This window comes from Burkholderia anthina, from assembly GCF_001547525.1.
GTDB lineage: Bacteria > Pseudomonadota > Gammaproteobacteria > Burkholderiales > Burkholderiaceae > Burkholderia > Burkholderia semiarida.
The window spans coordinates 523,212-548,245 of sequence record NZ_LNJP01000004.1; the positions used below are offsets into that span (position 1 = coordinate 523,212).

Here is a 25,034-nt window from a genome sequence, read left to right on the forward strand (position 1 = left end):
TCGGCAGGCGCTCGTGCAACTTTGAGCGCCGCCTGCTGCCAGCGTCATGTCAGCAGGCGAGGGCATCAGGCGGTGCAAGCGCCATGCCCGCACCTGCGCATGCGCTCAGGTCGCCACTCCGCGTTCGGGTCGCGAGTGCGTCAACGGCCTGCGTCGATCCTCATCCGGTCGCATACCGCGGCGAGCGCTTCATCGGCATGGTCGTCCGCGTACTTCGGCAAGATAATCGCCGAGCCCATCGGTTTTGATGAACAACGATGCGCGATTGCCGTCGGACGCGCAATCGTGCTTCAGCGAATGCGTCGATGTTCCCGAGCGTGACCGGCTCGATCGCGCGCGACGACTCCGTTGCGACGATTTCGCCGTACGCGGCCGATTGCATGCATGACACCGCGTACACCACCGGCGCCGATACCGATCGATTGCGTCACGCATCGCCATTGGCTTAAGATCGTCGCGAGATCATCCCACGCCTTCAGCGTCAATGAAAAAGAGCATAAGCCTGCGGGTCGCCGTCATCGCTTCCGCCGTTGCCGTGTACAGCGTCTACATGCACATCCAGCAGTTGATCAGCGGCTGCATGTGGGTCAGGGGCCATCAGCGCTGCAGTTTCGAAAACAGCACGAATTTCGAGGGCTGGATGGATCTGGACCTGATGATCACCTGTTGCTGGGTCGCCGCGGCGGTGGTCGGGTGGATTTCCGTTGCGCAGGGCGCGAAGAAGCCCGGTTAGCGACGTCATGCACGTGCTGCTCGATCGAGCAGGCACGACATCTCGCTCGACCGGATCGAATCTGTCAATTCGTGACAACGCGCATGGGCTCGCGAGCGAAGCCGGCGCGCTCGACGCATTCGGGCCCGAAACGAACGCCTGATTCCGCGGCCGGCGGGCGACATCGTGGCGATCTTCGGCGACGGGCGTCGCATCGCGCACTGCGCGACGGGACGTGATTGCACGAAGCGCTGCCCTGGCGATTCGGCGGCTTCGTCGTGATCGTGCCCGCACTCGCGGGTTTCGCGTGCCTCGCCCGCGTGCCGTTTCTCGCGACATCGCCGATGAAGACGCCCGACGACGAGTCGCGAATGTTCGTCGCGCGACGCATGTTTCCGTGCGGCGCGGGCGCGGTGTGGTGTGCGATCGCCGCGTCGCTGTTCGTGTGAGAACGGGGTGACGCGACGGCTCTCGGCACAGCCCGGCGAGTGCCTCTTGAAACGTCTTACGTGAGGCCGGAACGCAGGGTTTTCACGCCGCCATGACCGCGTTGCTTTCCCCCATTGCGTGCACTAGATTCGAAGCGTTCGTTTGTTTCAGAGCGCGAGGTGGAGCCATGACGCCGTGGGAGATTCAGGGCACCGAAATGATCAGTTGCAATTGCTCATACGGTTGCCCTTGCCAGTTCAATGCGCTGCCGACCAACGGCAACTGCGAAGCGATGGGGGCAATTTCGATCGACAGCGGACATTACGGCGACGTGGTGCTCGACGGCGTCAGGATCGCGGTGGTGTTCCAGTGGCCGGGCGCCGTTCACGAAGGCCACGGCAAGTGCCAGCCGATCGTCGACGAGCGCACCAGTCCGGCGCAGCGCGACGCCGTGTTGAGGATCATGACCGGTCAGGATACCGATCCGTTCGCGACGATGTTTTCCGTGTATGCGTCGACGCTCGAGCACGCGTTCGAGCCGATCTTCACGAAGATCGATTTCGACGTCGATGTCGATGCGCGGCGCGGCCGGATCCACGTGGACGGTGTGTTCGATGCCGCGGGCGAACCCATCCGCAATCCGGTGACCGGTGACGAGCACCGCGTGCGGATCGACCTGCCGCACGGCTTCGAATACGAGCTGGCCGAGATCGGTTCGGGCACGGGGCGCTCGCAGGGCAACATCGCACTGAATCTCGACGGAACCTATGCGCAATTCGCGCGGCTGCATCTGAACAACCACGGGCTGGTCCGGCATCGCGCCGCGGCATGACGCCGGTCGATACCTGGCTCGCGCGCGAGCGAGCCGTCACGCTGCTCGGCATGGCCGCGCTCGTCGGCCTGTGCTGGTTCTATCTGTGGACGGGTGCGGGAACCGGCATGTCGGCGCGGGAGATGACGGCCGTCGCGCTGTTTCCGCATCGGCTGGCGGACGGCATGGGCAGCATGGATCCGTCGCTGCCGACCGTGATCGCGATGTGGTGGGTGATGATGATCGCGATGATGACGCCCGGCGCCGCGCCGCTCGTGATGCTGTACCGGCGCGTGCTGCGGCAGCACGGCGACGGGGCGGCGGGATCGGCGTTCACGTCCGTGGCGCTGCTGGCCGGCTATCTGACGACGTGGCTGGCGTTCTCGATCGGCGCGGCGCTGCTGCAGGCGGTGCTGCAGCCGGCTGGCCTGATCTCCGCGATGATGCTGTGGTCGAAGAGCGCGCGCCTTTCCGCCATCGTGCTGGCGCTGGCCGGGCTCTATCAATTCTCCCCGCTGAAACGCGCGTGTCTGCGGCAATGCCGCGCGCCGGCTGCGTTCCTGGTCGCGCACTGGCGCCCGGGCGCTGCCGGCAGTTTCCTGCTGGGCGCGCGGCATGGTGCGGTTTGCGTGGGCTGCTGCTGGCTGCTGATGGCGCTGCTGTTCGTCGGCGGCGTGATGAACGTCGTGTGGATCGTCGCGTTGTCGCTGTTCGTGTTCGTGGAAAAGGTCCTGCCCGGCGGCGATCGTATCGGCCGTGTGCTGGGTGTCGTGCTGATCGCGTGGGCCGGTGTGACGTTGATCGTGTGAGGTGCGGCGCGTGCACGGAGCGACGCCGTCGGTTTTTCTCTGCACGTGCTACGTAACCGAGGGCCAGCGCGGCGCCGATTTCCGGCATGGTCGCCCGTGTCGTCGGTGCCACACCGGCGACCGTGGTCAACGGTCCCGGAGCCGCCGCGGGCGGCGGGGCGGCCCGCGCTCGTTCACTTCCTGACGATATCGGCCCTTGCCGCGGGCCGTGCCAGCCCGCGCGCCGGCAGCGGCGTCGACATCACGATCGACGTGCGCGTTTCGCCGTACAGGTTGATGCGTTCGATCAACTGTTCGAGATGGGCCATGCTGACGGCGACGAACCGCATCACATACGAATCCGCGCCCGTCACGTGATGGCATTCGACGACTTCGGGAATCGTCTCCAGCAGCTTGAGGAACTTCGCTTTTGCCGGTTGCGGCACCGTAATGCCGATCAGCGCGCTCACCGGATAGCCGGCCGCGGACGGATTGATCCGGGCCGTGTAGCCTTCGACCACGCCGGCTGCTTCAAGACGCTTCACGCGCTCCGTCACCGCCGGCACCGACAGGTGAACCCGGCGCGCGAGCTCCGTATAGCTGATACGCCCGTTGTCCTGCAACAGCGCCAGTATCTTCCAGTCCAGATCGTCCATCGCGGCGGGCGTTTTTAAGGTAGAGCCGCCATTTTTCCTTAAAAATCCCATTCAGCGAGGGCGGGACTTTCCCTACGATGCCTGTTCGATCCACCGAATGTCGCAAGGAGCAGGCGATGCTGTTCATCAAATCCGTCGTGATGGGGCTGTCGATCGCGGTGCCGGTCGGCCCGATCGGCATGCTGTGCATTCAGCGCAGCCTGAGCCGCGGTTTCCAGGCGGGATTCGCGACGGGCATCGGCGCCGCGTGCGCCGACGCGATTTACGGCCTGCTCGGCGCGCTGGGCGTCGCGGGCATCGTCACCGCATTTCCGATGCTGACCGTCGGCCTGAAAATCGGCGGCGGCGCGTTTCTCGTGTGGCTCGCGTGGACCATCGCGCGCCAGGCGCCGGCCGCACCGGCCGGGCCACGCGACTTGCCGCGGACGACCGTCCTGCGCGATTTCCTGACGACGTTCGGCCTCACGTTGTCGAACCCGATGACGATCGTGTCGTTCGTCGGGATCTTCGCGGCGCTCGGCCCGCTGCCGGGTGCGCGGGAAGGCGCGATGTGGGCGACGGTGGCATGGATGGTCGCCGGCGTGTTCGTCGGCTCGGCCACGTGGTGGCTGTGCCTGAGCAGCGCGACCGCCGCGCTGCGCACGAAGCTGTCGTTCGCGTTCATGCACGGGCTGTCGCGCGCGTCGGCGGCCGTCGTCGCGGTATTCGGCGCGATCCAGCTCGCCGCGGGCGTGCGCGGGCTGATCTAGGTGCACGGCGCGGCGCGGGGTGACCGGATCGCGTCACCCGCCAGATTTGCCGCATTCGATCCGGGGAGCCAGCGATCCGGCCGATGCCGATGTCGTCCTTGTGTGCTCGCCCGTCGATCGCCGGCTCAATTCGATCCGTGCGGATTCAAGTGCGCGTGCACGAAGCGCGCGATTTCCTGGCTCAGCTCGATGTCCTCCGGCGCGCCCATGAACCCGCCGTGCGGCATGCCCTCGAACACGTGCAGCTCCGTCGGCACCTGCGCGCGCCGCAACGCGCGATGCAGGCGCACGGCGTTCGACAGGAACAGATCGCGCGTGCCGCTCTGGATGAAGGTCGGCGGGAAGCCGGCGGCGAAATCGCCGAAGAGCGGCGACAGGTACGGATGCGCGAGATCGGCGCCGTTCGCGTAGAGCAGGTTGTTCGCCATCAGCGGCGCCGGCAGCACGACATCGACGAGCCGGTTGGTCTCGAAGCTGTCGCCGGATTCGGTCAGGTCGGCTTCCGGCGACAGCAGCACGACGGCGGCAGGCAGCGGCAAGCCTTCGTCGCGGGCACGCAGCACCATCGCGGCGGCGAGATTGCCGCCGGCGGAGCGGCCGCCGATGACGACGTTTTCCGGTGCGTGACGCGCCAGCACGTAAGCATAGCCGGCGATGCAGTCGTCGAGCGCGGCCGGATACGGGTGTTCCGGCGGCATCCGGTAGTCGACGCCGTAGCAGCGGACGCCGAGCCGGTCAGCCTGCATCTGCGCGCCGGCGCGGCACGCGGCGCCGCCGCCGACGACCAGCGCGCCGCCATGCAGATCGATGTACGCGCAGGCGCCGGAGGCCGCGGCGTCGGGTGTCGCGACATGCACGTCCGCATCGCCGACGCGGATCGTCTCGACGCTCGAGCGCAAATAGCCGGCGAGCTGCTCGACCGCGGCCGCGTAATGCGCGTCGGCACCGGCCTTCACGCGCATCCATGCGTCGATGTCGTCCGGCGCCGGCATCACGTGCAACGCATTCAGCGGCACCCCGTCGTCGCCGGTCAGGCGTTGCAGCGCGGCGCGTGCTTCGTCGCTGATCGAGGTCGGGAAGGGCACGACACGGCTCGGCAGCACGACGCCGTCGGGTTTGTCTTTCATTGCTTGGATTCCGTTCGGTACGTCATGCGGCCGAAGGCCAGTGGCGCAGCATCACGTCGAGCGCATCGAGGCTGCGTGCCCACGACACGTCCGAATCCGGCGCGCTGTGCGAGAAGCCGCCGGCGCTTTCGAGCGTCACGTAGCCCATGAAGAAACCGCCGAGCAGGCGGATCGCATGCGCCTGTTCGCTATCGGGCAAGCCGTAGCTGCGCAGCACCGCCGCCGTCATCCTGACGAGTTGCCCGCCCGCGCTTGCCGTGGCGCGCCCGCCGCTCACCGGATGGCGCGCGGCCGCGAAGCGGCCCGGATGCGCACGTGCGTAGTCGCGATAGACGTTGGCGAGCGCGGCCAGCGCGTCCTTGCCGGTGCGGCCGGCCAGCGCGTCGGCGGCGCGCTCGGCCAGCTCCTGCAGTGCGAACAGCGCGATCCGGCTCTTGAGATCGTCGAAGCTCGCGACATGGGAATACAGGCTCGCCAGCTTGACGTCGAAATGCCGCGCGAGCGCCGCGCCGGTGAGCTGCTCGAAGCCGGTTTCATCGGCGAGCTGCGCGCCGGCTTCGACGAGCTTGTCCACGGTAATGCCGGCGCGTGCCATGACGAATGCTATGCGGGTTAGTCAAAAAACTAATTCTATTAGCTTTTGCCGCGCTGTCAATTTTCCGCGCGTGCCGGTGTGGTGCGTCGCGCCGCTGCGTGGGGCCGTCAGAACGTATAGCTCACCTTGCCGAACGCGGTGCGCCCGAGCGTGTTGTAGCCGTACGCGGTCATGTATTGCCGGTCGAACAGGTTCGACAGCGACGCCGACACCGTCAAGTGCGAATTGATCCGGTACGACGCTCGCAGGCTCACCGTCAGGTACGACGCCAGATACTGCCGGTTGGCCGGGTCGTCGAATGTCGAGCCGCCGTACAGCAGCGACGCGCCTGTGCTCAGCGCGTGCAGCTTCAGTTCGTCCCACGTGTGGTCGACGTTCAGGCTGACCGTCTGGCGCGGCCGGCGGCTGAGCCAGGTCTGGTTGGTCTCGTCCTGCGGATTCAGGATGCCGACCGCGACGCTCACCGGCGTCGAGCGGCCGATCGTTCCCTTGTACGACAGGTCGATGCCGCGAATGTGCGAACGGCCGATGTTCATCGGCGAGAACGTCGCCGGGTTGTACGCGATCAGGTTGTTGACGCGCGTGTCGTAGATCGCCGCGGTGAACATGCCGTACGCCGTGTTCGCGTCGAGCGCGGCCTCGACCGACGTGCTGCGTTCCGGGCTCAGGTTCCGATTGCCGTAGCCCGGGTAGTACAGGTCGTTGAACGTCGGCAGGCGGAACGCATTGCCGTACGACACGCGCGCCGTGTACACCGGCGTGATCGCCCACGACAGCGCGGCGTTGCCGGTGTTCACCGCTTGCCCGGCGATGATCTCGTGACGGCCGGCGACGAACATCGTCACGTTGCCGAGCGTCGCCGACTGGTGCAGCGAGAACGCGGAATCGTTGCGCGTCGGCACGCCGCCGGGAATGTCGACCGGCAGGAACGCCTGTTCGCGCGTGAAGTCGTACGCGAGCTTCGATTCGCCCGCCAGCGGCAGCCCGAACAGGTGGAAACCGTGCGCCTGATGGGTCAGCGACGTCGACGTGCTGATGCGCTGCGAATTGATCTGGTCCGTCGCGAGGGCCGGGTTGTCTGCGTAGATGAACTGGCGATCGTTCGCATAGCCGAACGACTGGTCGAACTGCGTATCGGGCGTGATGTCGAGATGGAATGCAACGCCGGTCGTCAACTGGTGATCGCGCTCGCGATTCGCGTAGCCACTGTTGTCGTAGGACAGATCGGAGCGGTGGTACAGCGCGAACGTCGAGATCGACCAGTTGTCGCGCGCATAGCCGAGCCGCGCGTCGAGATCCTGCGCGTGATACGGATTGCGGCCGTCTTCGTGGCCGTAGAAGAAGGGCCGCGTCGCATCGATGCCGGCCGTGTTGTAGTCGTGCAGCCCGAGCGAATAGGTGAGCCCGCCGAGCGCGGCCAGCGGCCCCGTCGACGGCACCGTGCCCGACGTGCGGAACTGCGTGTCGAACGTCTTGTTCGAACCGCCGCCGAACGACACGGTGGTCTGGTTCGGCTGGTTGGCGGCGCGGCGCGTGAAGAGCTGCACGACGCCGCCCATCGCGTTGTTGCCGAACGATGCGGCGGCCGGGCCGGAGATCACCTCGACGCGCTCGAACGCTTCGGTCGGCAGGTCGGCCCACGGCGCGATGCCGGTGGTCGGCGAGCCGATCCGGATGCCGTCGATGAACACCGCGACCTGGCTCGCCGACGAGCCGCGGATGCTGACCGACGCGGACGAGCCGGGCCCGCCGTTTTGCGAGACGGTCACGCCCGGCAGCGTCGCGAGCGCTTGCGTGATGCTCGGGTCGGCCGGCGACAGCCGGTCGAGATCCTCGCGCGTGAGCACCTGCGTCGACGCATAGCGCCGGTCGAACGATTCGGGCAGGTGCCGCGTGTCGGTCACGCTGATCGCGGGCAGGTCCGCGCCTGACGCCGGTGCCGCGGGCTGCGCAGGCGCCGCGTCGCCGGCCGCATGGGCGAGCGGGGAAAGCAGCGCGGTGGCGGCGGACGTGGCAAGCAGGTGACGAAGGTTCATGAGACAGCGGGACAAAGCGTGTGACGTGTACGGCGACCGTGAGCCGGGGGCCGGCAGGGGATGCATGCCGACGGCGTGTCGGGGCGACGCTTCCGGCCGGGAAGCGGATTCGGGAACGATGGACATCTGACGGATCCTGAGGTCGGGTCGTCCATGCAACGGGCGGCCGCCAACGGCGGTGCTTGCACATCGGGACACCCCGCCCGGTGCGGCTGCTGGACCTCGGGTCGATGGCAGGTCTCCTGGCTCGCGGGTCGCCATCCGTGCGGGCCTTCCCGGTTTCCCAGTGGCATGCGGTGGCACGGATTCGCCGCTCACAGTTGCGGGGGCAGCCGCAGATTCGAGACGTCGCCTCGCCTGCGTTCCCTTTTGATCCCATCCCTGGGAACCATCAGCGCGCAAGGGTAATGGCGCGCGGTCGGGCACGTCAATCGTCCGGGCGCGCGCGGATGCGAAAAAACGTCATTACCCGGTGTCGGCTTTCCGGATGCTTGCGTTCGAGGTGCCCGGGCGGTGTTTCAGGTCTGAAGAAACGGTCGGGTTCCAACGCATGCCGTCGCGCCCGGGCGGCGGCGATCGCGCGCGTATTCATGAAGACGCCTTCACGACCGACTTCGGGACGACGACGTAATCAGTCCGGGGCGCGAAACCTGGCGCGACGTGGAGGCGGGGCGGTGCGCGCATGACAGGATCTTCATGCGCGCCGCGACGCTCAGGCCGGTGCCGACACCAGCGCGCAGAAGTTCTCGAGATCGACGTTGCCGCCGCTGATCACCACGCCGACGCGCTTGCCCTGCAGCGCGTCCTTCATCCGTCGCACCGCGGCGAACGCCAGGCAGCCGGTCGGCTCGACGACGAGCTTCATGCGCGTGGCGAAGAAGCGCATGCAGTCGACCAGTTCCGCATCCGTCGCGGTCAGGATGTCGTCGACGTCGCGGCGCAGGATCGGGAACGTGAGGTTGCCGACGTGCTGCGTCTGCGCGCCGTCGGCGATCGTGCGCGGCGTGTCGATGTGCACGATCGTGCCGGACCGGAACGATTGCTGCGCGTCGTTGCCGGCTTCGGGCTCGACGCCGTACAGCTTCGCGTGCGGCGACAGCGCGCGCGTGGCGAGCGCGGTGCCCGACAGCAGCCCGCCGCCGCCGAGCGGCGTGAACACCGCGTCGAGCGGGCCGACTTCGTCGAACAGTTCCTTGGCCGCGGTGCCCTGGCCGGCGATCACGTCCGGGTGATCGTAGGGCGGAACCAGCGTGAGCCCGTGCTTTTCCGCGAACTCGCGCCCGATCTGCTCGCGATCCTCGGTGTAGCGGTCGTAGGTCACGACGTTGCCGCCGTAGCCGCGCGTCGCGGCCATCTTCGCGGCCGGCGCGTCCTGCGGCATCACGATCGTCGCGGGAATGCCGAGGATGCGCGCCGACAGCGCGATCGCCTGCGCATGGTTGCCCGACGAGAACGCGACGACGCCGTGGCGGCGCTGTTCCGCGTTGAAGCGCGACAGCGCGTTGAACGCGCCGCGGAACTTGAACGCGCCCATGCGCTGCAGGTTCTCGCACTTGAAGAACACCTGTGCGCCGAGCGCGTCGTCGATCGTCCGCGACGTCATCACCGGCGTGCGGTGCGCATGGCCTTCGAGCCGGGCCGCGGCGGCGGCGACGTCGTCGTACGTGGGGAGAGTTGGAGAATTCATGGTCGCTCGGGGTCGAAAAAGTCAGTCAATTGGAATGCGGGCGCGCCGCGTCACTTCGCATCGTTGTAGACGGTGGCGCGCGACACGCCGAGATGCTGCGACACGATTTCCATCGCGCGGCGCACCTCGAGGAAGCCGTCCGCCTTCAGCGTCTGCATCAGCTCGCGGCGCTGGTCGGTCTTCAGCTCGCGCGGCGTCGTCGCGAGGCGTGTCGCGAAGGCGTCGATGCGCTGCCGGATCGCGTCCGCGCCGGCCGGGTCGAGCGTCTCGACGACGGCTTCGCCGTCCGTGCGGCAGAACTGGCTCAGCATGCCCTGGAAGCCGCGGAACAGCGTGACGTCGGCATTCAGGCACAGCGCGGCCACGTAGCGCCCGGTCGAATCCTTGATGCCGATCGACGTGCTTTTCGCAGTGCGGCCGTCGGCGAAGCGGTTCGGATAGTTCGCGAGCACCTGCGGGAAATCGTCGTCGGCGATGCGCGCGAGGCCGAGTTCGGTCGCCGGGTCGCCGACCGCGCGCCCGGACAGGTTGTTGTGAATCGCGAGGATCGCGTGCTCGGGCGTGCGCAGGTCGTGCACGACGACCTCGGTGAACGGCGCGAACATCTCGCCGAGCCCTTCGGCGATGCGCTGCACCTGCTCGATCAGCGATGCCTGCTCCGACAGCAGCGGTTTGCGGTTCGTGCTCATGCGTGCTCCTGCGGGGCGGGGGCGTCCGTCGTCTCGGGGCGCGTGATGTCGGCCAGCAGCGGGCGCGCGATCCGGACGTAGTCGGCCGTGTCGAGCACGACCGAGCGGTCGAGGCGGCCCGCGTTGAACGCGATCTCGGCGTTGCGCTCGACCAGCGCCGGATCGACGACGAGCGTCACGTTCGCATCGAATACGAACGGCGGCACGGCGCCCATCACGCAGCGCGTGACGGCGGCCGCGACGTCGGGCGAGGCGAGCGTCGCCTTGCGCCGGCCGACCGCATCGGCGACCTTGCGGAAGTCGATCTTCAGGTGGCCGGGAATCACCGCGAGCGCGGTGGCGTCGCCGCCGTCCTTGAACGTGCAGAGCATCGCCTTCGCGCCCTGTTCGGGGCGCGTGCCGCGCAGCGCGGCGATCGCTTCGGATTTGCCTTCCGCCGGATGCTCGAGCACGCGGAAACGCGCGCCGGAGGTAGTCAGCAGTTCGCAAAGCGTGTCGAAAACGGGAGAGTCGTTCATGGCGCTCCGGGAGGCGGGCAGAGGCGCAGACGCGCGTGAATCAAAGAATTGTCCAAGTATAGACGTTTTGTCGCAGCCATGACAAAGGGAAGAGCAGTCATCGCTGTCCGGCCTTGCCGACGCGGCCCGTTCTCCAGCAGCCGAAAGGAGATTTCATATCGCGGAATTCGCATCGGTTTCCCGCCGTCGCGTTTTACCGCCGCTTGAAACCGTGTTTTGCATCGCAAAAACGCGTGGCTATCTCATTGAAAACCAACAAAAATTTATATCTTATGTCTTATATAAGACTTGACCGAAATGTTGCCGGACGGGATTACTATTGAGTCCATGCAGTTCGCTTCGTCACACGCGGCGGGCACGCTGAACTCTTTACTCAAATGCGCTTCGTTCCCAGGAGATAGACATGTCCCAATATCAAGACGACATCAAGGCAGTGGCTGGCTTGAAGGAAAACCACGGCAGCGCGTGGAACGCCATCAGCCCCGAGTATGCGGCCCGCATGCGTGCCCAGAACAAGTTCAAGACCGGCCTGGACATCGCGAAGTACACCGCGAAGATCATGCGCGCCGACATGGCCGCGTACGATGCCGATCCGTCCAAGTACACGCAGTCGCTGGGTTGCTGGCACGGCTTCATCGGTCAGCAGAAGATGATCTCGATCAAGAAGCACTTCAACAGCACCGAACGCCGCTATCTGTATCTGTCGGGCTGGATGGTCGCCGCGCTGCGCTCGGAGTTCGGCCCGCTGCCGGACCAGTCGATGCACGAAAAGACCTCGGTCAGCGCGCTGATCCGCGAGCTGTACACGTTCCTGCGCCAGGCCGACGCCCGTGAGCTGGGCGGCCTGTTCCGCGAGCTGGATGCGGCGAAGGACCCGGCTGCCAAGGCCGCGATCCAGGAAAAGATCGACAACCACGTCACGCACGTCGTGCCGATCATCGCCGACATCGACGCCGGCTTCGGCAACGCGGAGGCGACCTACCTGCTGGCCAAGCAGTTCATCGAAGCGGGTGCGTGCTGCATCCAGATCGAGAACCAGGTGTCGGACGAGAAGCAGTGCGGCCACCAGGACGGCAAGGTCACCGTGCCGCACGAGGACTTCCTCGCGAAGATCCGCGCGATTCGCTACGCGTTCCTGGAGCTGGGCGTGGACGACGGCATCATCGTCGCGCGTACCGATTCGCTGGGCGCCGGCCTGACCAAGCAGATCGCCGTGACGAACCAGCCGGGCGACCTGGGCGATCAATACAACTCGTTCCTCGACTGCGAGGAGCTGTCGGCCGATCAGCTGGGCAACGGTGACGTCGTCATCAAGCGCGACGGCAAGCTGCTGCGTCCGAAGCGCCTGCCGAGCAACCTGTTCCAGTTCCGCGCCGGCACGGGTGAAGCGCGTTGCGTGCTCGACTGCATCACGTCGCTGCAGAACGGCGCCGACCTGCTGTGGATCGAAACCGAAAAGCCGCATATCGCGCAGATCGGCGGTATGGTCAGCGAGATCCGCAAGGTGATCCCGAACGCGAAGCTGGTGTACAACAACAGCCCGTCGTTCAACTGGACGCTGAATTTCCGTCAGCAGGCCTACGACGCGATGAAGGCCGAAGGCAAGGACGTGTCGGCTTACGACCGTGCGCAACTGATGAGCGTCGAATACGACGACACCGAACTGGCCAAGCTCGCCGACGAGAAGATCCGTACGTTCCAGGCCGATGCATCGCGTGAAGCAGGCATCTTCCACCATCTGATCACGCTGCCGACGTACCACACGGCCGCGCTGTCGACCGACAACCTGGCCAAGGAATACTTCGGCGACCAGGGCATGCTCGGCTACGTGGCCGGCGTGCAGCGCAAGGAAATCCGTCAGGGCATCGCGTGCGTGAAGCACCAGAACATGTCCGGTTCGGACATCGGCGACGATCACAAGGAATACTTCAGCGGCGAAGCGGCGCTGAAGGCGGCGGGCAAGGACAACACGATGAACCAGTTCGCGTAATCGTCATATCCGCGGCAGAAAGCCAATCCGTGACGGGTTGGCTTTTTTTCATTCGACGCGTGGAGCGCGTGATTGCCCGGCACCTCGTTTCGAGCGGGGGCGTCTATCGCGATTCGGACAGGATGTTTGTGTACGCAACCTGATTCAGGGTTTGCCTGAGTAGCGAAAACGCTGATTCGCACGGCGTGTGTTCGCGTTGTTCGTTTGCCCAAGCGGCAGGTTGAAATTGCCGCTCGTGCGAAACCCTTGCAGGGCGGTCGTCACACGCGTTTCGTCCCCAAAGCGTGTGCGACGACGCCGTAAAAAGAACCTGCCTGCAACGCGCATGCCGGCGCGCCGGCGCAGCGGGTTTCTTGCTGCAACGCAACGCCCGCCCAATAACGGCGATGGTATGCTGGCCGACATGGAGTTGTATGGCAGGTTGCTTGCATGGCGAAACTCGCGTTCGCACGCTTATATACGAGACATCACCTTCTCTCGCCCGCATCGCGGCATCGACGCGCGCTCCGCTCGCGCGTCCCGTTCTGCTGCGCGCTGCCGCTCCCTGCGCTCCGCACGCATTCCCATCTCGCGGGTTCACCCCGCATCCCCCATTCCCTGCCCAATAATCTGGAGACATCCCCATGTCGCAAAACACTTTGGCCGAAGCAACACATGGCCAGCTGATCGCTCCGCCGGCCTTCGTCAAGCATCGCGAGCTGATCGACTGGGTATCGCGCATCGCGGCGCTCACGGAGCCCGAGCGCGTCGTGTGGTGTGACGGTTCGCAGGAAGAATACGACGCGCTGTGCCAGGCGATGGTCGACCAGGGCACGCTCACGCGCCTGAACCCGGCGAAGCGCCCGAACTCGTATCTCGCGCAATCCGATCCGTCGGACGTCGCGCGCGTGGAGGATCGCACGTTCATTTGCGCGGCTTCGCGCGACGACGTCGGCCCGACCAACAACTGGATCGATCCGGCCGAAATGCGCGAGACGCTCAACGGTCTGTTCCGCGGCGCGATGCGCGGCCGCACGCTGTACGTCGTGCCGTTCTCGATGGGCCCGCTCGGCTCGCCGATCGCGCACGTCGGCGTCGAGTTGTCCGACAGCCCGTACGTCGCGGTGAACATGCGGATCATGACGCGCATGGGGCGCGACGTGTACGACGTGCTCGGCGAGGACGGCGATTTCGTGCCGTGCGTGCACAGCGTCGGCCATCCGCTCGAAGCCGGCCAGCAGGACGTGCCGTGGCCGTGCAATCCGGTGAAGTACATCGTGCACTTTCCCGAAACGCGCGAGATCTGGAGCTTCGGCTCGGGCTACGGCGGCAATGCGCTGCTCGGCAAGAAGTGCTTCGCACTGCGCATCGCGTCGACGATGGGCCGCGATCAGGGCTGGCTCGCGGAACACATGCTGATCCTCGGCGTGACGTCGCCGGCCGGCAAGAAGTATCACGTCGCGGCCGCGTTCCCGTCCGCGTGCGGCAAGACCAACTTCGCGATGCTGATCCCGCCGCAGGGCTTCGACGGCTGGAAGGTCACGACGATCGGCGACGACATCGCGTGGCTGAAGCCGGGCCGCGACGGCCGCCTGTATGCGATCAATCCGGAAGCCGGTTTCTTCGGCGTGGCGCCGGGTACCGGCGTGAAGACCAACCCGAACGCGATCGCCACGCTGAAGGAAAACGTGATCTTCACGAACGTCGCGCTGACGGAAGACGGCGACGTGTGGTGGGAAGGGCTGACCGACACGCCGCCCGCGAAGCTGACCGACTGGCAGGGCAATCCGTGGACGCCCGAGATTGGCAAGGAAACCGGCCGCAAGGCCGCGCATCCGAATTCGCGCTTCACCGCGCCGGCCGCGCAGTGCCCGTCGATCGACGACGACTGGGAAAACCCGGCCGGCGTGCCGATCGACGCCTTCATCTTCGGCGGCCGCCGCTCGACGACGGTGCCGCTCGTCACGGAAGCGCGCGACTGGGTCGAAGGCGTGTACATGGCCGCGACGATGGGCTCCGAGACGACCGCGGCAGCCGTTGGCGAGCAGGGCGTCGTGCGCCGCGATCCGTTCGCGATGCTGCCGTTCTGCGGCTACAACGTCAGCGATTATTTCGCGCACTGGCTCAAACTCGGCCGGCAGCTCCAGGCCGCCGGCGCGACGCTGCCGAAGATCTATTGCGTGAACTGGTTCCGCAAGGATGCGAACGGCAAGTTCGTGTGGCCGGGCTTCGGCGAGAACATGCGCGTGCTGAAGTGGATGCTCGACCGTCTCGAAGGCACGGGCGGTGGCGGCGAGCATGCGTTCGGCGTGTCGCCTGCGTATGAGGACCTGCACTGGGACGGCCTCGATTTCACGCGCGAGCAATTCGATGCGGTGACGTCGATGAACGCGGACGAATGGCGCGAGGAGCTGAAGCTGCACGCGGCGCTGTTCGACATGCTGAAGCTGCGCTTGCCCGCCGAGATGACCGACACGATGAAGAGGATCGAGCAGCGTATCGGCGGCTGACGAGCGGCATCGACGTCACCGCTCTGCAAGCGCCATGAACGCCCCGGGCCACCGTCGCGTGGCCCGGGGCGTCGTCGTTTCACGCGATCGACCGGTTGTCAGCCGAGATCGAGCGCGTTCGTCAGATCGCCCGGCGGCGTCGCGCCGCGCGCGGCAAACGCGTTGTCGCGCCGGACCACGCCGTCGAGCGGCGCGAGGCCGTGCACGCGGCTGATGAAGCGCAGGATCGAGTTCGTGTCGTACAGCGTGTGATCGACGAAGCCCTTTTTCGCGAACGGCGAGATCACGAGCGCCGGGATCCGCGAGCCGGGGCCCCAGCGATCGCCGACCGGCGGCGCGACGTGATCCCACCAGCCGCCGTTCTCGTCGTGCGTCATCACGATCACGGTGTGTTCCCATTGCGGCCCGCGCCGGATATGGTCGATCACGGTCGCGATGTGTCGGTCGCCCGATTCGATGTCCGCATAGCCCGCGTGCATGTTCAGGTTGCCCTGCGGCTTGTAGAACGTGACGGCAGGCAGGCGCCCCGCGTCGATGTCGGCGATGAAGTGGTTGGTCGACGGTTCGTCGCCGAGCCCCGCGTCGCGCAAATGCTTGCGGCGGGCTTCGGTGCCGGGCGCGTAGTTCGCGAAGTAGTTGAACGGCTGGTGGTGATACTGGAAGTCGGGCACCGTGCCGGTGTCGCGATGATCGAGCGCGTACTGCCACGCGCCGCTGTACCACGCCCAGTCGATGTTCTTCTCCGACAGGCGGTCGCCGATCGTCGCGCAGCCCTGCGGCGGCATCACGCGATGGTCGGCCGGATCCGCATACGCGGCGTTGCCCGGATCGGGCGGCGGCACGTAGCTCGGCTGGTACGGCGGCGCCATCGTGTTCACGCCGTACCCGTCCGGCGTCAGCGGGCCGTCGACCGCGAATTTCGGCGGGCCGTCGAGCGCGGACGCGGGCGAATCGTCGGCGAGCTTCAGGCGCGTGCCGGCCGGATCGTCGCCTTCGACCTTCGACAACAGCTTCGCCGCATGCGGATGCTTGTGCGCGTCCGGATACAGCGGCGGCTGCGCGGAGATCAGGAACATGTGGTTCATCCACGAGCCGCCGAAGGCCGCCATGAAGAAGTTGTCGCACAGCGTGTATTGCCGTGCGAGATTCCACAGCCGCAGCGTGTCGGCTGAATTGCGGTAATGACCCATCACGAGGCCGCCCGAATCGGCCCACGCGGCGAACTGGTTGTTGCGCCCGCCCGCGATCTGCATCTGGTTCTGGTAGAAGCGATGCCACAGGTCGCGCGTGATCACGCCGTTCGGCAGCGGCTGGCCCTGCGCGTCGGTAATCCGGAACGGCGCGTTCGGCAGCTTGTCGATGTCGCGCTCGGCGATCGCGTAGCGCTTGCCGTCCACCTCCTGCGCCTGCGGCACGAGCCCGCCCCAGATCTTCGGCAGCACCGGCAGCGGCGTCTTGCCGTCGCGATCGAGCTGCTGCGCGTGCTCGGGCCGCACTTCGCTCAGCGGGTAGCGCACGCCGGGGAAATCGCCGTACAGGTTCGCGAAGCTGCGGTTTTCCGCATAGATCACGACGATGTGGCGCACGCGCTGGCGCAACGCTTCGTCGATGCGCAGGTCGGCGGCCGAACGCGGCGCGTTGCCCGCGGTGGTTTCGCAGCCGGCGAGCGCGACACCGGCGCCGATCGCGGCGAGGCCGCCGAGCACACGGCGGCGGTCGGGATCGGCGGGAAGGTCGTCGGGGCGATCGGGGGTGTCGTTCACGTCGTGGGCTCCTCGGGTGGGCGGGTGGGTGTTGTCGTTCGATGCGCGCCGGCATCGCGCGGACTGCCGCGACGCAGGGCGAAAAAATGCAACGGCCGGCATCGTGCGAGGCGGCGCACTGCGGCTGTCACGAAAATGTCATGCACGCGACTATAACGCGGCAAGGGGGCGGATGAAAGCCGTTCGTCTGACGATTCGACGCTCGCGCGGCGAGCGATGCGCGACGTCCGTGCGCGAACTAGACTTGAACCATGGGCGGTGCGTCGCGGCGCGCTGCCCGGGCGAGGACCGCCTGGCGACGCCGGCCGATGGGTTGCCGAGGCGGGATCGATGCGACGAACGACGCGACACAGCGAGGCGACGATGGCGCGGATGCATGCCGTTTTCGCATGGCTGCCGCGGCCGCATACCGGATGCGCGCGCGTGCCGGCGTGAGCGCACGCCGCGCAGCAGGCAGGGCCGGCCCGATGCCATGGACAGGAAATTCGACTACCCGGGATTGCTGATCGCGGCGGGCTTCTTCGTGCTGTTCGCCGCGCAGTTGCTGATGCTGCGCCCAACCTCGGCGCCGATTGCATACAGCGATTTCCACCGGCTCGTCGCGGCGCGGCTCGTCGACGATCTCGAGGTCGGCCCGGCGTCGATCTCGGGCACGCTGAAGATGCCGCAGGCCGGCACGATCCTGCCTGCGTCCGACGCCGCGGTCGTGCGGCAGGCGGGCGCGCCGTGGCGCTTCACGACCAGCCGCGTGACCGACGAGCACCTGATCGACACGCTGACCGCCGCCGGCATCCGCTATCACGGCACGCCCGACACAGGCTGGCTCACATCGCTCGCGTCGTGGCTGCTGCCGCTGATGCTGCTCGTGTTCGTATGGAACATGATGCTGCGCAAGCGCGGCGGGCTGCAGGACTTCACCGGCATGGGCAAGAGCCGCGCGCGCGTGTACGTGCAGCAGGAAACCGGCATCACGTTCGACGACATCGCCGGCATCGACGAAGCGAAGGCCGAACTGCAGCAGCTCGTCGCATTCCTGCGCAACCCCGATCGCTACCAGCGGCTCGGCGGCAAGATTCCGAAAGGCGTGCTCGTCGTCGGCGCGCCGGGTACGGGCAAGACGCTGCTCGCGCGCGCGGTGGCGGGCGAGGCGGCCGTGCCGTTCTTCTCGATCAGCGGCTCGGCGTTCGTCGAGATGTTCGTCGGCGTGGGCGCCGCGCGCGTGCGCGACCTGTTCGAGCAGGCGCAGCAGAAGGCGCCGTGCATCGTGTTCGTCGACGAGCTCGATGCGCTCGGCAAGGTGCGCGGCGTCGGCCCGATGTCGGGCAACGACGAACGCGAACAGACGCTCAACCAGTTGCTGGTCGAGATGGACGGTTTCCAGGCCGGCTCCGGCGTGATCATCATGGCCGCGACGAACCGGCCCGAGATCCTCGATCCTGCACTGCTGAGGCCGGGGCGTTTCGATCGTCACATCGCGATCGACCGGCCCGACGTGAACGGCCGCCGCCAGATCCTCGGCGTGCACGTGAAGCGCGTGAAGCTCGCGGCCGACGTCGATCTCGGCGAGCTCGCGTCGCGCACGCCGGGCTTCGTCGGCGCCGATCTCGCGAACGTCGTCAACGAGGCCGCGCTGCATGCGGCCGAACTCGGCAAGCCGGCAGTCGGCATGGCCGACTTCGACGAGGCGATCGACCGCGCGCTGACGGGCCTCGAGCGCAAGAGCCGCGTGATGAACGGGCAGGAGAAGCTGACCATCGCGTATCACGAAGCCGGCCATGCGCTCGTCGCGGAAAGCCGCGCGCATTGCGACCCGGTGAAGAAGGTGTCGATCATTCCGCGCGGCGTCGCCGCACTCGGCTACACGCAGCAGGTGCCGACCGAGGATCGCTACGTCCTGCGCCGCAGTGAGCTGCTCGACCGGATCGACGCGCTGCTCGGCGGGCGCGTGGCGGAAGAACTCGTGTTCGGCGATGTGTCGACCGGCGCGCAGAACGATCTCGAACGCGCGACCGCGATGGCGCGGCACATGGTCATGCAGTATGGAATGAGCGAGAAGATCGGGCTCGCGACGTTCGACGACGGCGACGCGCGCCAGGGGCTGCCCGGCGCATGGCATGCGGGCGACGGCCGCTGCAGCGAGCACACCGCGCGGATGATCGACGACGAGGTGCGCACGCTGCTGGCCGATGCGCATGCGCGGGTCGCGGCGACGCTCGGCGAACGTCGCGACGCGCTCGAACGCATCGCGCGACGGCTGCTGCAATGCGAGGTGCTCGAACGCGATGTGCTGCAGGCGCTGATCGACGCGCGCATCGAACCGTCGTCGGCCACGCCGGTATTACCCGGCGACGAGACGAGCGCGCGCGGCGGTGCGATCGAAACGGAGCAGGCGTCGGCGGTCGAGCGCGATTTCGTCGCGTACGGCCGGCCGCACGAAACCGATCGCTAAAGTCGTCGCGCGTTCTCTTTCCGTTCTTTCCCGGCACGGAGTCGCCATGAGCGACGCGCACGTATCGGTCGAGCGGCGTCGTGCTCGCATGCGCGGCGGCAGGCGCGTGAGCGCGCGTCGGCGCGTCAGGATTCGGTCGCGGCCGCGACTTCGGCCGCTTCGGTGAGCGCTTCGAGAAAGCGCGTGCGCCACCAGTGCACGTCGGTCTTGCGCATGATCGCCATCAGCGCCGCGTGACGCTGGCGGCGCTCTTCGAGCGGCATCGTGAGCGCGCGCTGGATCGCCTGCGCGGTGCCTTGCGTGTCGTACGGATTGACGAGCAGCGCCGACTTCAGTTGCTCGGCCGCACCCGCGAAACGCGACAGCACGAGCACGCCCGGGTCGGCCGCGTCTTGAGCCGCGAGGAACTCTTTCGCGACGAGATTCATCCCGTCGCGCAGCGGCGTGACGAGCGCGACCCGGCTCGCGCGGTAAAGGCCGGGCAGGCGCTTGCGCGCGACGGTGCGGTGAATGTAGCGCATCGGCATCCATTCGAGCTCGCCGTAGTCGCCGTTGATCGCGCCGCACAGGCTGTCCATCTCGCGCCGCAGGTCGTCGTAGGCGCCGAGATCCTCGCGGCTCGGCGCGGCGATCTGGATCAGCGTCGCGCGGTCGCGGTTCTCCGGATACTGTTCGAGCAGCTCGCGGAACGCATGCACGCGCTGCGGCAGCCCTTTCGTGTAATCGAGCCGGTCGACGCCGACCAGCAACTGGCGGCGCGAATATTCGTCGCGCATGCGTTCGAACATGTCGAGGCCGTCGCGATCGCGCGCGAGCGACTCGAATTCGTCGACGTTGATGCCGATCGGGAACGCGCCGGCCGACAGCGTGCGGCCGAATGCCCGCAGCCGTCCGTCCGGCAGCCGCGCCGCGCCGGCTTCCGCCTCGACGTAATGCTCGAAGTGGAGCAGATCCGATTCGGTCTGGAAGCCGACGAGGTCGTACGCGAACAGCGAGCGCATCAGCCATTCGTGTTCCGGGATCGCGGCCATGATCGGCGGCGGCGGCATCGGAATGTGCAGGAAGAAGCCGATCGGATTCGTGCAGCCCATCGCGCGCAGCTCGGCGGCGAGCGGAATCAGCTGATAGTCGTGCACCCAGATCACGTCGTCGGGCCGCAGCAGCGTGCGCAGCTTGCGCGCGAACAACTGGTTCACGCGCCGGTAGCCGTCGGCGAAGCGCCGGTCGAACTGCGCGAGATCGAGCCGGTAGTGAAACACCGGCCACAGCACGTTGTTCGAGTATCCGAGGTAGTAAGCGTCGTAGTCCTGCGGATCGAGATCGACCGTCGCGAGCTGAATGCCGCCGACGTTCTGGACCTGCACGTCGTCGCCATGCGTGGGCTGATCGTCGCCGCCGCGTAGCCTGCCGCTCCAGCCGAACCAGACGCCGCCGGTTTCCTGCAGGCTGTCCTTCACGGCGACGGCGAGGCCGCCGGCCGCGGCTTTACGAGGGTCCGCGATGCGATTGGATACGACGACGAGTCGGCTCACCAGCTCTCCTGACGATTGTTGGGGGAAGGTTCGTGCGGCCAAGGCGCGAGAGGCAGACGCCGCCGTCGGCGCGCGGTGCGCATACGACGGGGCCGCATGGCGATCGGACGGGAGTCAGGGCACGCGATTCGCCGTCCGGTCGAAAAGTGCTTTTTTTAGGATACTCGTCATTCGTGCGTTTTAAAAGTCCGCGTCGACGGACGGAGCGGGCGTGCCTGCCGCGCGGTATCCATGGCAGCGATACGGTAACGGGCGATGCCCGAGCGGGACCGAAAATTGCGCCGCACGGCGAACGCAGTGTGCGCAAGGCTCCGCGGCGGGTGGGGGTGAATCGCGCGCGATGCGTCGGCGTGTCCGTACGCATGCCGCGAATGCGCGACCCGAATCAGGGATGCTCGCCCGCGGCGGCCGCCGCCGCGGGCCGTACGAAGGTCAGAACGTGGTGCGCAGTCCGGCCATCACGCTGCGGCCGCCTTGCGGGGCGAAGCCGCGCACGACCGATGTCGCGTAGCGAATCTCCTGGTTCGTCAGGTTGTCGCCGCGCAGGTACGCGAGCCAGTGCGTCGGGCCGACGCGGAACTTGTACGTCGCCATCACGCCGAGCGACGTGTAGCCGTCGGTGGAGAAGTCGTTGTCGGGTACGCGATGCTGCGACCACGCGTGCGTGACTTGCGCACGCGCGCCGAACGGGCCGTAGCCGTAGTCGGCTGCCAGCGTCGCGCGCAGCGGCGCGATGCGCGGCAGCGGCTGGCCCGTATCGACGTTGCGCGCGTGCGTGTAGTCGGCCGTCAGTTCGAGATCGACCGTATGGCCGCGTCGCGCGAAGGCACGCCACTTGCCGTCCAGCTCGATGCCGTAGAACTCGGCGCGCACGCCGCGATAGATCGCCTCGTTGAGCGAGCCGTCGGTGCCGGGCGCGACCGGTTCGCCGTCGTCGTCCACCACGCGGCCGGTGTTGTATTCGGTCAGGTAGTTCGAGAAGCGGTTGTAGAACACGCCGACGCTGCCGCGGTTCGGTCCGCTCGCATAGCGCAGCGACAGGTCGGTCGATACGGCCTTTTCCTTCGACGCGTTCGGGTTGCCGATCAGGAACTGGCCGGTCGCATCGTGCGGGCCGTTCGAATACAGCTCGTAGAACGTCGGCGCGCGTTCGGTGTACGCGACGTTCGCCGCGACCGACCATACGGGCGTCAGCGAGAACAGCGCGCCGGCCGACAGGCTGCCCGCGTTGAAGTCGCGCGGCTGCGCGAGCGCGAATTTCTCCACGCCGGCCGGATCGGGATCGACCTTCACGTGCTCGAAGCGGCCGCCGAAGCTCAGCTTCAGCGCCGGGACGACCTGCCATTCCTCGAGGCCGAACAGCGCGACGCTGTTGGTGCGCGTGGACGGCACGAGCATTTCGTCGCCCAGCGCCGAGAACGTGTTCTGGCCGAACTGCACGCCGATCGCGCCTTCGAACGGCCCGATCTTGCGATGGCGCGCCTCGATGCGCGCCTCGTAGCCGCGATTGCGGAAGGTGGTCGCGGTCTCGCCGTTGTCGACTTCCTTGTGGCGATAATCGGTGTAGGCGAAATCGAATTTCAGCTTCGTGAACGGCCCACTCAGGTTGCGCACCTCGGATGCGAGCGCGAGGCGTTCCTGGCGCATCCGCAGCCGCACGTCGCTCTCCGCGACGGAGCCGTAATTCGATTCGTAGCCGCTGTACGACAGGCCCGCGAAACCGTCCGCCCACGTATACGACGCGCCGACCGCACCGCCGTGCACGCGGCCGTCGCTGTTCGGCACGTTGCCTTCCGGCTGCGGCGTGTCGGGGCCGTCGATCGCGCGTTGCTGGCTGCTGCGTGCGTAGCCGGGAATCCGCAGCTTGCTCGTTTCGCGATCGAATGCGTCGACGTGGAACGCGAAGCGGCCGTTGCCGCCTTCGACCTGCGCGGCGCCGGCGCGCACGGAATTCGCGCCGCCATAGCGCGCGTCGAGCGCGCCGGTCACGCCCCGGATCGCTTCGCGCGGAATCCGGTTGTCGATCGTGTTGACCACGCCGCCCACCGCATTGCCGCCGTACAGCAGCGCGGCCGGGCCGCGCACGATCTCGACGCGCTCGATCGACAGCGGATCCTGCGGCACCGCGTGGTCGTACGACAGCGACGACGCGTCATACGCCGCGACGCCGTTCTGCAGCAGCCGGATCCGGTCGCCGTCCATACCGCGGATGATCGGACGGCCGACCATCGGCCCGTAGGTGGTGGTCGACACGCCGGGCAGTCCGTCGAGCGTTTCGCCGAGCGAATCGGCCTGGCGGCGCGTCAGCGCATCGCCGGAAAGCTGGACGGTCGGTGCGATCGGTTCGGCGTCGCCGAGCGGGTTCGCCGTCACGAAGATCGGCGCGAGCGGCGACGATGAGGCGGCTGGCGCGCCGGATGCGGCGGGCGCATCGGTCTGCGCGTGGGCGACGGCGGCGAACAGCATCAGCGACAGGGACGAGAGCGGGCGAAGCGGTAAGCGAGGGAGGTCGCGCATGGTCGGTGAATCGGTTGGAATCGGGATCGGATAACGAGCGATGCAGGTCACGGATAGATACGATATATTGTTGCGTCAGTGACGCGCAGTGACCCGTTGGAACATGGCTCGGCGACGCGCGGCTCCCTGACTGGAACGGTGTCAGGGAGACGAGCACGCGAAATGATATGTTATATCATGTCAAATTCCAAGCCGGATGACGGGATCTCGTCGGCTTTCCGTTGGAACGGTGAAAGCGCGGCGGGAGCGGCGGGCGGCGTGCAACCGCCGGCTCGCGCTTTCGCGTCAAACGACGCCGATCGTGCCGAAGCCGCGTCGACCGCTGTATCCGTTCCAATGCGTTGACGCGTATCAACGCGCTCCGATTCCGAAGCCGGATACTGGGTCGCTCATCGACCAGACAGGAGCAACGCATGACCCAGACCATGAAAGCGGCCGTGGTACACGCGTTCGGCGAGCCGTTGCGCATCGAGGAGGTGCCGGTCCCGACGCCGGGGCCCGGCCAGATTCTCGTCAACATCAAGGCGTCGGGCGTCTGCCATACCGATCTGCACGCGGCCGACGGCGACTGGCCCGTCAAGCCGTCGCTGCCGTTCATCCCCGGCCACGAAGGCGTGGGGATCGTCGCGGCGGTCGGCGCGGGCGTCACGCACGTGCGCGAGGGCGATCGCGTCGGCGTGCCGTGGCTCTACACGGCCTGCGGCCATTGCGAGTACTGCTGCACGGGCTGGGAAACGCTGTGCCATGGCCAGCAGAACACCGGCTATTCGGTGAACGGCAGCTACGCCGAATACGTGCTGGCCGATCCCGATTACGTCGGCCAGTTGCCCGCGCAGGCGGCATTCGACGAGATCGCGCCGATCCTGTGCGCGGGCGTCACGGTCTACAAGGGCATTCGCGTCACCGATACGCGCCCGGGCCAGTGGCTCGCGATCTCCGGCATCGGCGGCCTCGGGCACGTGGCCGTGCAGTATGCGCGTGCGATGGGCCTGCACGTCGCAGCGATCGACATTTCACCCGACAAGCTCGCGCTGGCGCGGCAACTGGGTGCGCATCTGACGATCGATGCGTCGGTCGACGATCCCGCGAAAGTGATCCAGAAGGAAATCGGCGGCGCGCACGGCGTGCTGGTCACGGCCGTGTCGCGCAGCGCGTTCGCGCAGGCGCTCGGGATGGTCCGCCGCGGCGGTACGGTGGCGCTCAACGGGCTGCCGCCCGGCGATTTCCCGCTGCCGATCTTCTCGACCGTGCTGAACGGCATCACCGTGCGCGGGTCGATCGTCGGTACGCGCCGCGATCTGCAGGAGTCGCTCGATTTCGCGGCGGACGGCCTGGTGCGCGCGCATATCCATCGCGATCGGCTCGGCAACATCAACGACGTGTTCGCGAAGCTGCGGGAAGGGAAGGTCGACGGGCGCATCGTGCTCACCGACATGCATTGATGCCCGCGCACGCCGCCGTGCGACGCATCGCGTCGCGGCGGCGTGACGGTCATCC

21 protein-coding genes and 1 riboswitch are annotated in these 25,034 nt (G+C 67.2%); of the genes, 9 read left to right on the plus strand and 12 right to left on the minus strand.

Annotated features, from left to right (window positions below):
* Nucleotides 1–160 precede the first annotated feature (160 nt).
* Nucleotides 161–382 (minus strand): hypothetical protein, encoded by a 222-nt coding sequence (locus WS64_RS35735; protein WP_143328753.1) that lies wholly within the window; start codon nucleotides 380–382, stop codon nucleotides 161–163.
* A gap of 102 nt (nucleotides 383–484) precedes the next feature.
* Here WS64_RS35735 and WS64_RS31490 point away from each other — a divergent pair, with 102 nt between their 5' ends.
* From WS64_RS31490 to WS64_RS31505, 4 genes are all read left to right on the plus strand, one after another.
* The gene (locus WS64_RS31490) at nucleotides 485–733 is read left to right on the plus strand and encodes a hypothetical protein (protein ID WP_059585077.1); all 249 of its coding nucleotides are present in this window, start codon (nucleotides 485–487) and stop codon (nucleotides 731–733) included.
* A 218-nt stretch (nucleotides 734–951) separates the two neighbouring features.
* Nucleotides 952–1,161, plus strand: a complete 210-nt coding sequence (locus WS64_RS31495) for a hypothetical protein (protein ID WP_060968877.1) — start codon at nucleotides 952–954, stop codon at nucleotides 1,159–1,161.
* A gap of 167 nt (nucleotides 1,162–1,328) precedes the next feature.
* A complete protein-coding gene (locus WS64_RS31500; protein ID WP_060968878.1) occupies nucleotides 1,329–1,973 on the plus strand; it encodes a DUF1326 domain-containing protein in 645 nt (214 codons plus the stop codon).
* Nucleotides 1,970–2,761, plus strand: a complete 792-nt coding sequence (locus WS64_RS31505; protein ID WP_060968879.1) for a DUF2182 domain-containing protein — start codon at nucleotides 1,970–1,972, stop codon at nucleotides 2,759–2,761. The genes WS64_RS31500 and WS64_RS31505 overlap by 4 nt, the downstream gene beginning before the upstream one ends.
* Before the next feature lie 173 nt (nucleotides 2,762–2,934).
* On the opposite strand, the gene WS64_RS31510 is transcribed toward WS64_RS31505, so the two are convergent.
* On the minus strand, nucleotides 2,935–3,396 hold the full coding sequence (locus tag WS64_RS31510) for an Lrp/AsnC family transcriptional regulator (RefSeq protein ID WP_060968880.1): 462 nt from the start codon (nucleotides 3,394–3,396) through the stop codon (nucleotides 2,935–2,937).
* Between the two features lie 116 nt (nucleotides 3,397–3,512).
* Here WS64_RS31510 and WS64_RS31515 point away from each other — a divergent pair, with 116 nt between their 5' ends.
* On the plus strand, nucleotides 3,513–4,145 hold the full coding sequence (locus WS64_RS31515) for a LysE family translocator (protein ID WP_060968881.1): 633 nt from the start codon (nucleotides 3,513–3,515) through the stop codon (nucleotides 4,143–4,145).
* 125 nt (nucleotides 4,146–4,270) lie between these two features.
* Here the strand turns inward: WS64_RS31515 and WS64_RS31520 are convergent, their stop codons facing one another.
* The 7 genes from WS64_RS31520 to WS64_RS31545 form a co-directional block, all read right to left on the minus strand.
* A complete protein-coding gene (locus WS64_RS31520) occupies nucleotides 4,271–5,272 on the minus strand; it encodes an alpha/beta hydrolase (protein ID WP_060968882.1) in 1,002 nt (333 codons plus the stop codon).
* 22 nt (nucleotides 5,273–5,294) lie between these two features.
* Nucleotides 5,295–5,867 (minus strand): TetR/AcrR family transcriptional regulator, encoded by a 573-nt coding sequence (locus WS64_RS31525; RefSeq protein ID WP_060968883.1) that lies wholly within the window; start codon nucleotides 5,865–5,867, stop codon nucleotides 5,295–5,297.
* A gap of 107 nt (nucleotides 5,868–5,974) precedes the next feature.
* Entirely contained in the window at nucleotides 5,975–7,903 is a 1,929-nt protein-coding gene (locus WS64_RS31530; RefSeq protein ID WP_060968884.1) for a TonB-dependent receptor domain-containing protein, read from the minus strand.
* Between the two features lie 215 nt (nucleotides 7,904–8,118).
* Nucleotides 8,119–8,311, minus strand: a riboswitch (cobalamin riboswitch).
* A 19-nt stretch (nucleotides 8,312–8,330) separates the two neighbouring features.
* Entirely contained in the window at nucleotides 8,331–8,495 is a 165-nt protein-coding gene (locus tag WS64_RS34785; RefSeq protein ID WP_155720522.1) for a hypothetical protein, read from the minus strand.
* A gap of 120 nt (nucleotides 8,496–8,615) precedes the next feature.
* The gene (locus WS64_RS31535) at nucleotides 8,616–9,590 is read right to left on the minus strand and encodes a threo-3-hydroxy-L-aspartate ammonia-lyase (RefSeq protein WP_060968885.1); all 975 of its coding nucleotides are present in this window, start codon (nucleotides 9,588–9,590) and stop codon (nucleotides 8,616–8,618) included.
* Between the two features lie 50 nt (nucleotides 9,591–9,640).
* Nucleotides 9,641–10,279 carry a helix-turn-helix transcriptional regulator gene (locus WS64_RS31540; RefSeq protein WP_060310914.1) on the minus strand — a complete coding sequence of 213 codons (639 nt, stop codon included), beginning with the start codon at nucleotides 10,277–10,279 and terminating at the stop codon, nucleotides 9,641–9,643.
* The gene (locus WS64_RS31545; RefSeq protein ID WP_060968886.1) at nucleotides 10,276–10,797 is read right to left on the minus strand and encodes a YbaK/prolyl-tRNA synthetase associated domain-containing protein; all 522 of its coding nucleotides are present in this window, start codon (nucleotides 10,795–10,797) and stop codon (nucleotides 10,276–10,278) included. The genes WS64_RS31540 and WS64_RS31545 overlap by 4 nt, the downstream gene beginning before the upstream one ends.
* Nucleotides 10,798–11,200: 403 nt before the next feature.
* Between WS64_RS31545 and WS64_RS31550 the strand changes: the two genes are divergently transcribed.
* Together WS64_RS31550 and WS64_RS31555 are read left to right on the plus strand one after the other, a co-directional pair.
* Nucleotides 11,201–12,787 carry an isocitrate lyase gene (locus WS64_RS31550; protein WP_059574351.1) on the plus strand — a complete coding sequence of 529 codons (1,587 nt, stop codon included), beginning with the start codon at nucleotides 11,201–11,203 and terminating at the stop codon, nucleotides 12,785–12,787.
* 623 nt (nucleotides 12,788–13,410) lie between these two features.
* Entirely contained in the window at nucleotides 13,411–15,276 is a 1,866-nt protein-coding gene (locus WS64_RS31555) for a phosphoenolpyruvate carboxykinase (GTP) (protein ID WP_060968887.1), read from the plus strand.
* Nucleotides 15,277–15,374: 98 nt separating this feature from the next.
* Here WS64_RS31555 and WS64_RS31560 read toward each other — a convergent pair whose 3' ends face one another.
* Nucleotides 15,375–17,039, minus strand: a complete 1,665-nt coding sequence (locus tag WS64_RS31560; RefSeq protein WP_060968888.1) for an acid phosphatase — start codon at nucleotides 17,037–17,039, stop codon at nucleotides 15,375–15,377.
* A gap of 472 nt (nucleotides 17,040–17,511) precedes the next feature.
* On the opposite strand from WS64_RS31560, the gene ftsH reads away from it, so the two are divergent.
* Nucleotides 17,512–19,488: an ATP-dependent zinc metalloprotease FtsH gene (ftsH, locus tag WS64_RS31565; protein WP_060968889.1), complete on the plus strand. Its 1,977-nt coding sequence runs from the start codon at nucleotides 17,512–17,514 to the stop codon at nucleotides 19,486–19,488.
* Between the two features lie 125 nt (nucleotides 19,489–19,613).
* On the opposite strand, the gene otsA is transcribed toward ftsH, so the two are convergent.
* Both otsA and WS64_RS31575 read right to left on the minus strand, forming a co-directional pair.
* Nucleotides 19,614–21,020: an alpha,alpha-trehalose-phosphate synthase (UDP-forming) gene (gene otsA, locus WS64_RS31570; protein ID WP_059574355.1), complete on the minus strand. Its 1,407-nt coding sequence runs from the start codon at nucleotides 21,018–21,020 to the stop codon at nucleotides 19,614–19,616.
* Between the two features lie 432 nt (nucleotides 21,021–21,452).
* The gene (locus WS64_RS31575) at nucleotides 21,453–23,537 is read right to left on the minus strand and encodes a TonB-dependent receptor (RefSeq protein WP_244166691.1); all 2,085 of its coding nucleotides are present in this window, start codon (nucleotides 23,535–23,537) and stop codon (nucleotides 21,453–21,455) included.
* 413 nt (nucleotides 23,538–23,950) lie between these two features.
* On the opposite strand from WS64_RS31575, the gene adhP reads away from it, so the two are divergent.
* Nucleotides 23,951–24,979, plus strand: a complete 1,029-nt coding sequence (gene adhP / locus WS64_RS31580; protein ID WP_060968891.1) for an alcohol dehydrogenase AdhP — start codon at nucleotides 23,951–23,953, stop codon at nucleotides 24,977–24,979.
* Nucleotides 24,980–25,034: the final 55 nt, after the last annotated feature.

Excerpts from the sequence above, each read along its gene's own strand:
- WS64_RS31550 (WP_059574351.1), top strand. The coding sequence starts at position 11,201 with ATGTCCCAATATCAAGACGACATCAAGGCAGTGGCTGGCTTGAAGGAA.
- WS64_RS31540 (WP_060310914.1), bottom strand. The coding sequence starts at position 10,279 with ATGAGCACGAACCGCAAACCGCTGCTGTCGGAGCAGGCATCGCTGATC.
- WS64_RS31555 (WP_060968887.1), top strand. The coding sequence starts at position 13,411 with ATGTCGCAAAACACTTTGGCCGAAGCAACACATGGCCAGCTGATCGCT.
- WS64_RS31545 (WP_060968886.1), bottom strand. The coding sequence starts at position 10,797 with ATGAACGACTCTCCCGTTTTCGACACGCTTTGCGAACTGCTGACTACC.
- WS64_RS31530 (WP_060968884.1), bottom strand. The coding sequence starts at position 7,903 with ATGAACCTTCGTCACCTGCTTGCCACGTCCGCCGCCACCGCGCTGCTT.
- ftsH (WP_060968889.1), top strand. The coding sequence starts at position 17,512 with ATGGACAGGAAATTCGACTACCCGGGATTGCTGATCGCGGCGGGCTTC.
- adhP (WP_060968891.1), top strand. The coding sequence starts at position 23,951 with ATGACCCAGACCATGAAAGCGGCCGTGGTACACGCGTTCGGCGAGCCG.
- WS64_RS31535 (WP_060968885.1), bottom strand. The coding sequence starts at position 9,590 with ATGAATTCTCCAACTCTCCCCACGTACGACGACGTCGCCGCCGCCGCG.
- WS64_RS31515 (WP_060968881.1), top strand. The coding sequence starts at position 3,513 with ATGCTGTTCATCAAATCCGTCGTGATGGGGCTGTCGATCGCGGTGCCG.
- WS64_RS31510 (WP_060968880.1), bottom strand. The coding sequence starts at position 3,396 with ATGGACGATCTGGACTGGAAGATACTGGCGCTGTTGCAGGACAACGGG.
- WS64_RS31520 (WP_060968882.1), bottom strand. The coding sequence starts at position 5,272 with ATGAAAGACAAACCCGACGGCGTCGTGCTGCCGAGCCGTGTCGTGCCC.
- WS64_RS31505 (WP_060968879.1), top strand. The coding sequence starts at position 1,970 with ATGACGCCGGTCGATACCTGGCTCGCGCGCGAGCGAGCCGTCACGCTG.
- WS64_RS31575 (WP_244166691.1), bottom strand. The coding sequence starts at position 23,537 with ATGCGCGACCTCCCTCGCTTACCGCTTCGCCCGCTCTCGTCCCTGTCG.
- WS64_RS35735 (WP_143328753.1), bottom strand. The coding sequence starts at position 382 with ATGCAATCGGCCGCGTACGGCGAAATCGTCGCAACGGAGTCGTCGCGC.
- WS64_RS31490 (WP_059585077.1), top strand. The coding sequence starts at position 485 with ATGAAAAAGAGCATAAGCCTGCGGGTCGCCGTCATCGCTTCCGCCGTT.
- WS64_RS31525 (WP_060968883.1), bottom strand. The coding sequence starts at position 5,867 with ATGGCACGCGCCGGCATTACCGTGGACAAGCTCGTCGAAGCCGGCGCG.
- WS64_RS31500 (WP_060968878.1), top strand. The coding sequence starts at position 1,329 with ATGACGCCGTGGGAGATTCAGGGCACCGAAATGATCAGTTGCAATTGC.
- WS64_RS34785 (WP_155720522.1), bottom strand. The coding sequence starts at position 8,495 with ATGAATACGCGCGCGATCGCCGCCGCCCGGGCGCGACGGCATGCGTTG.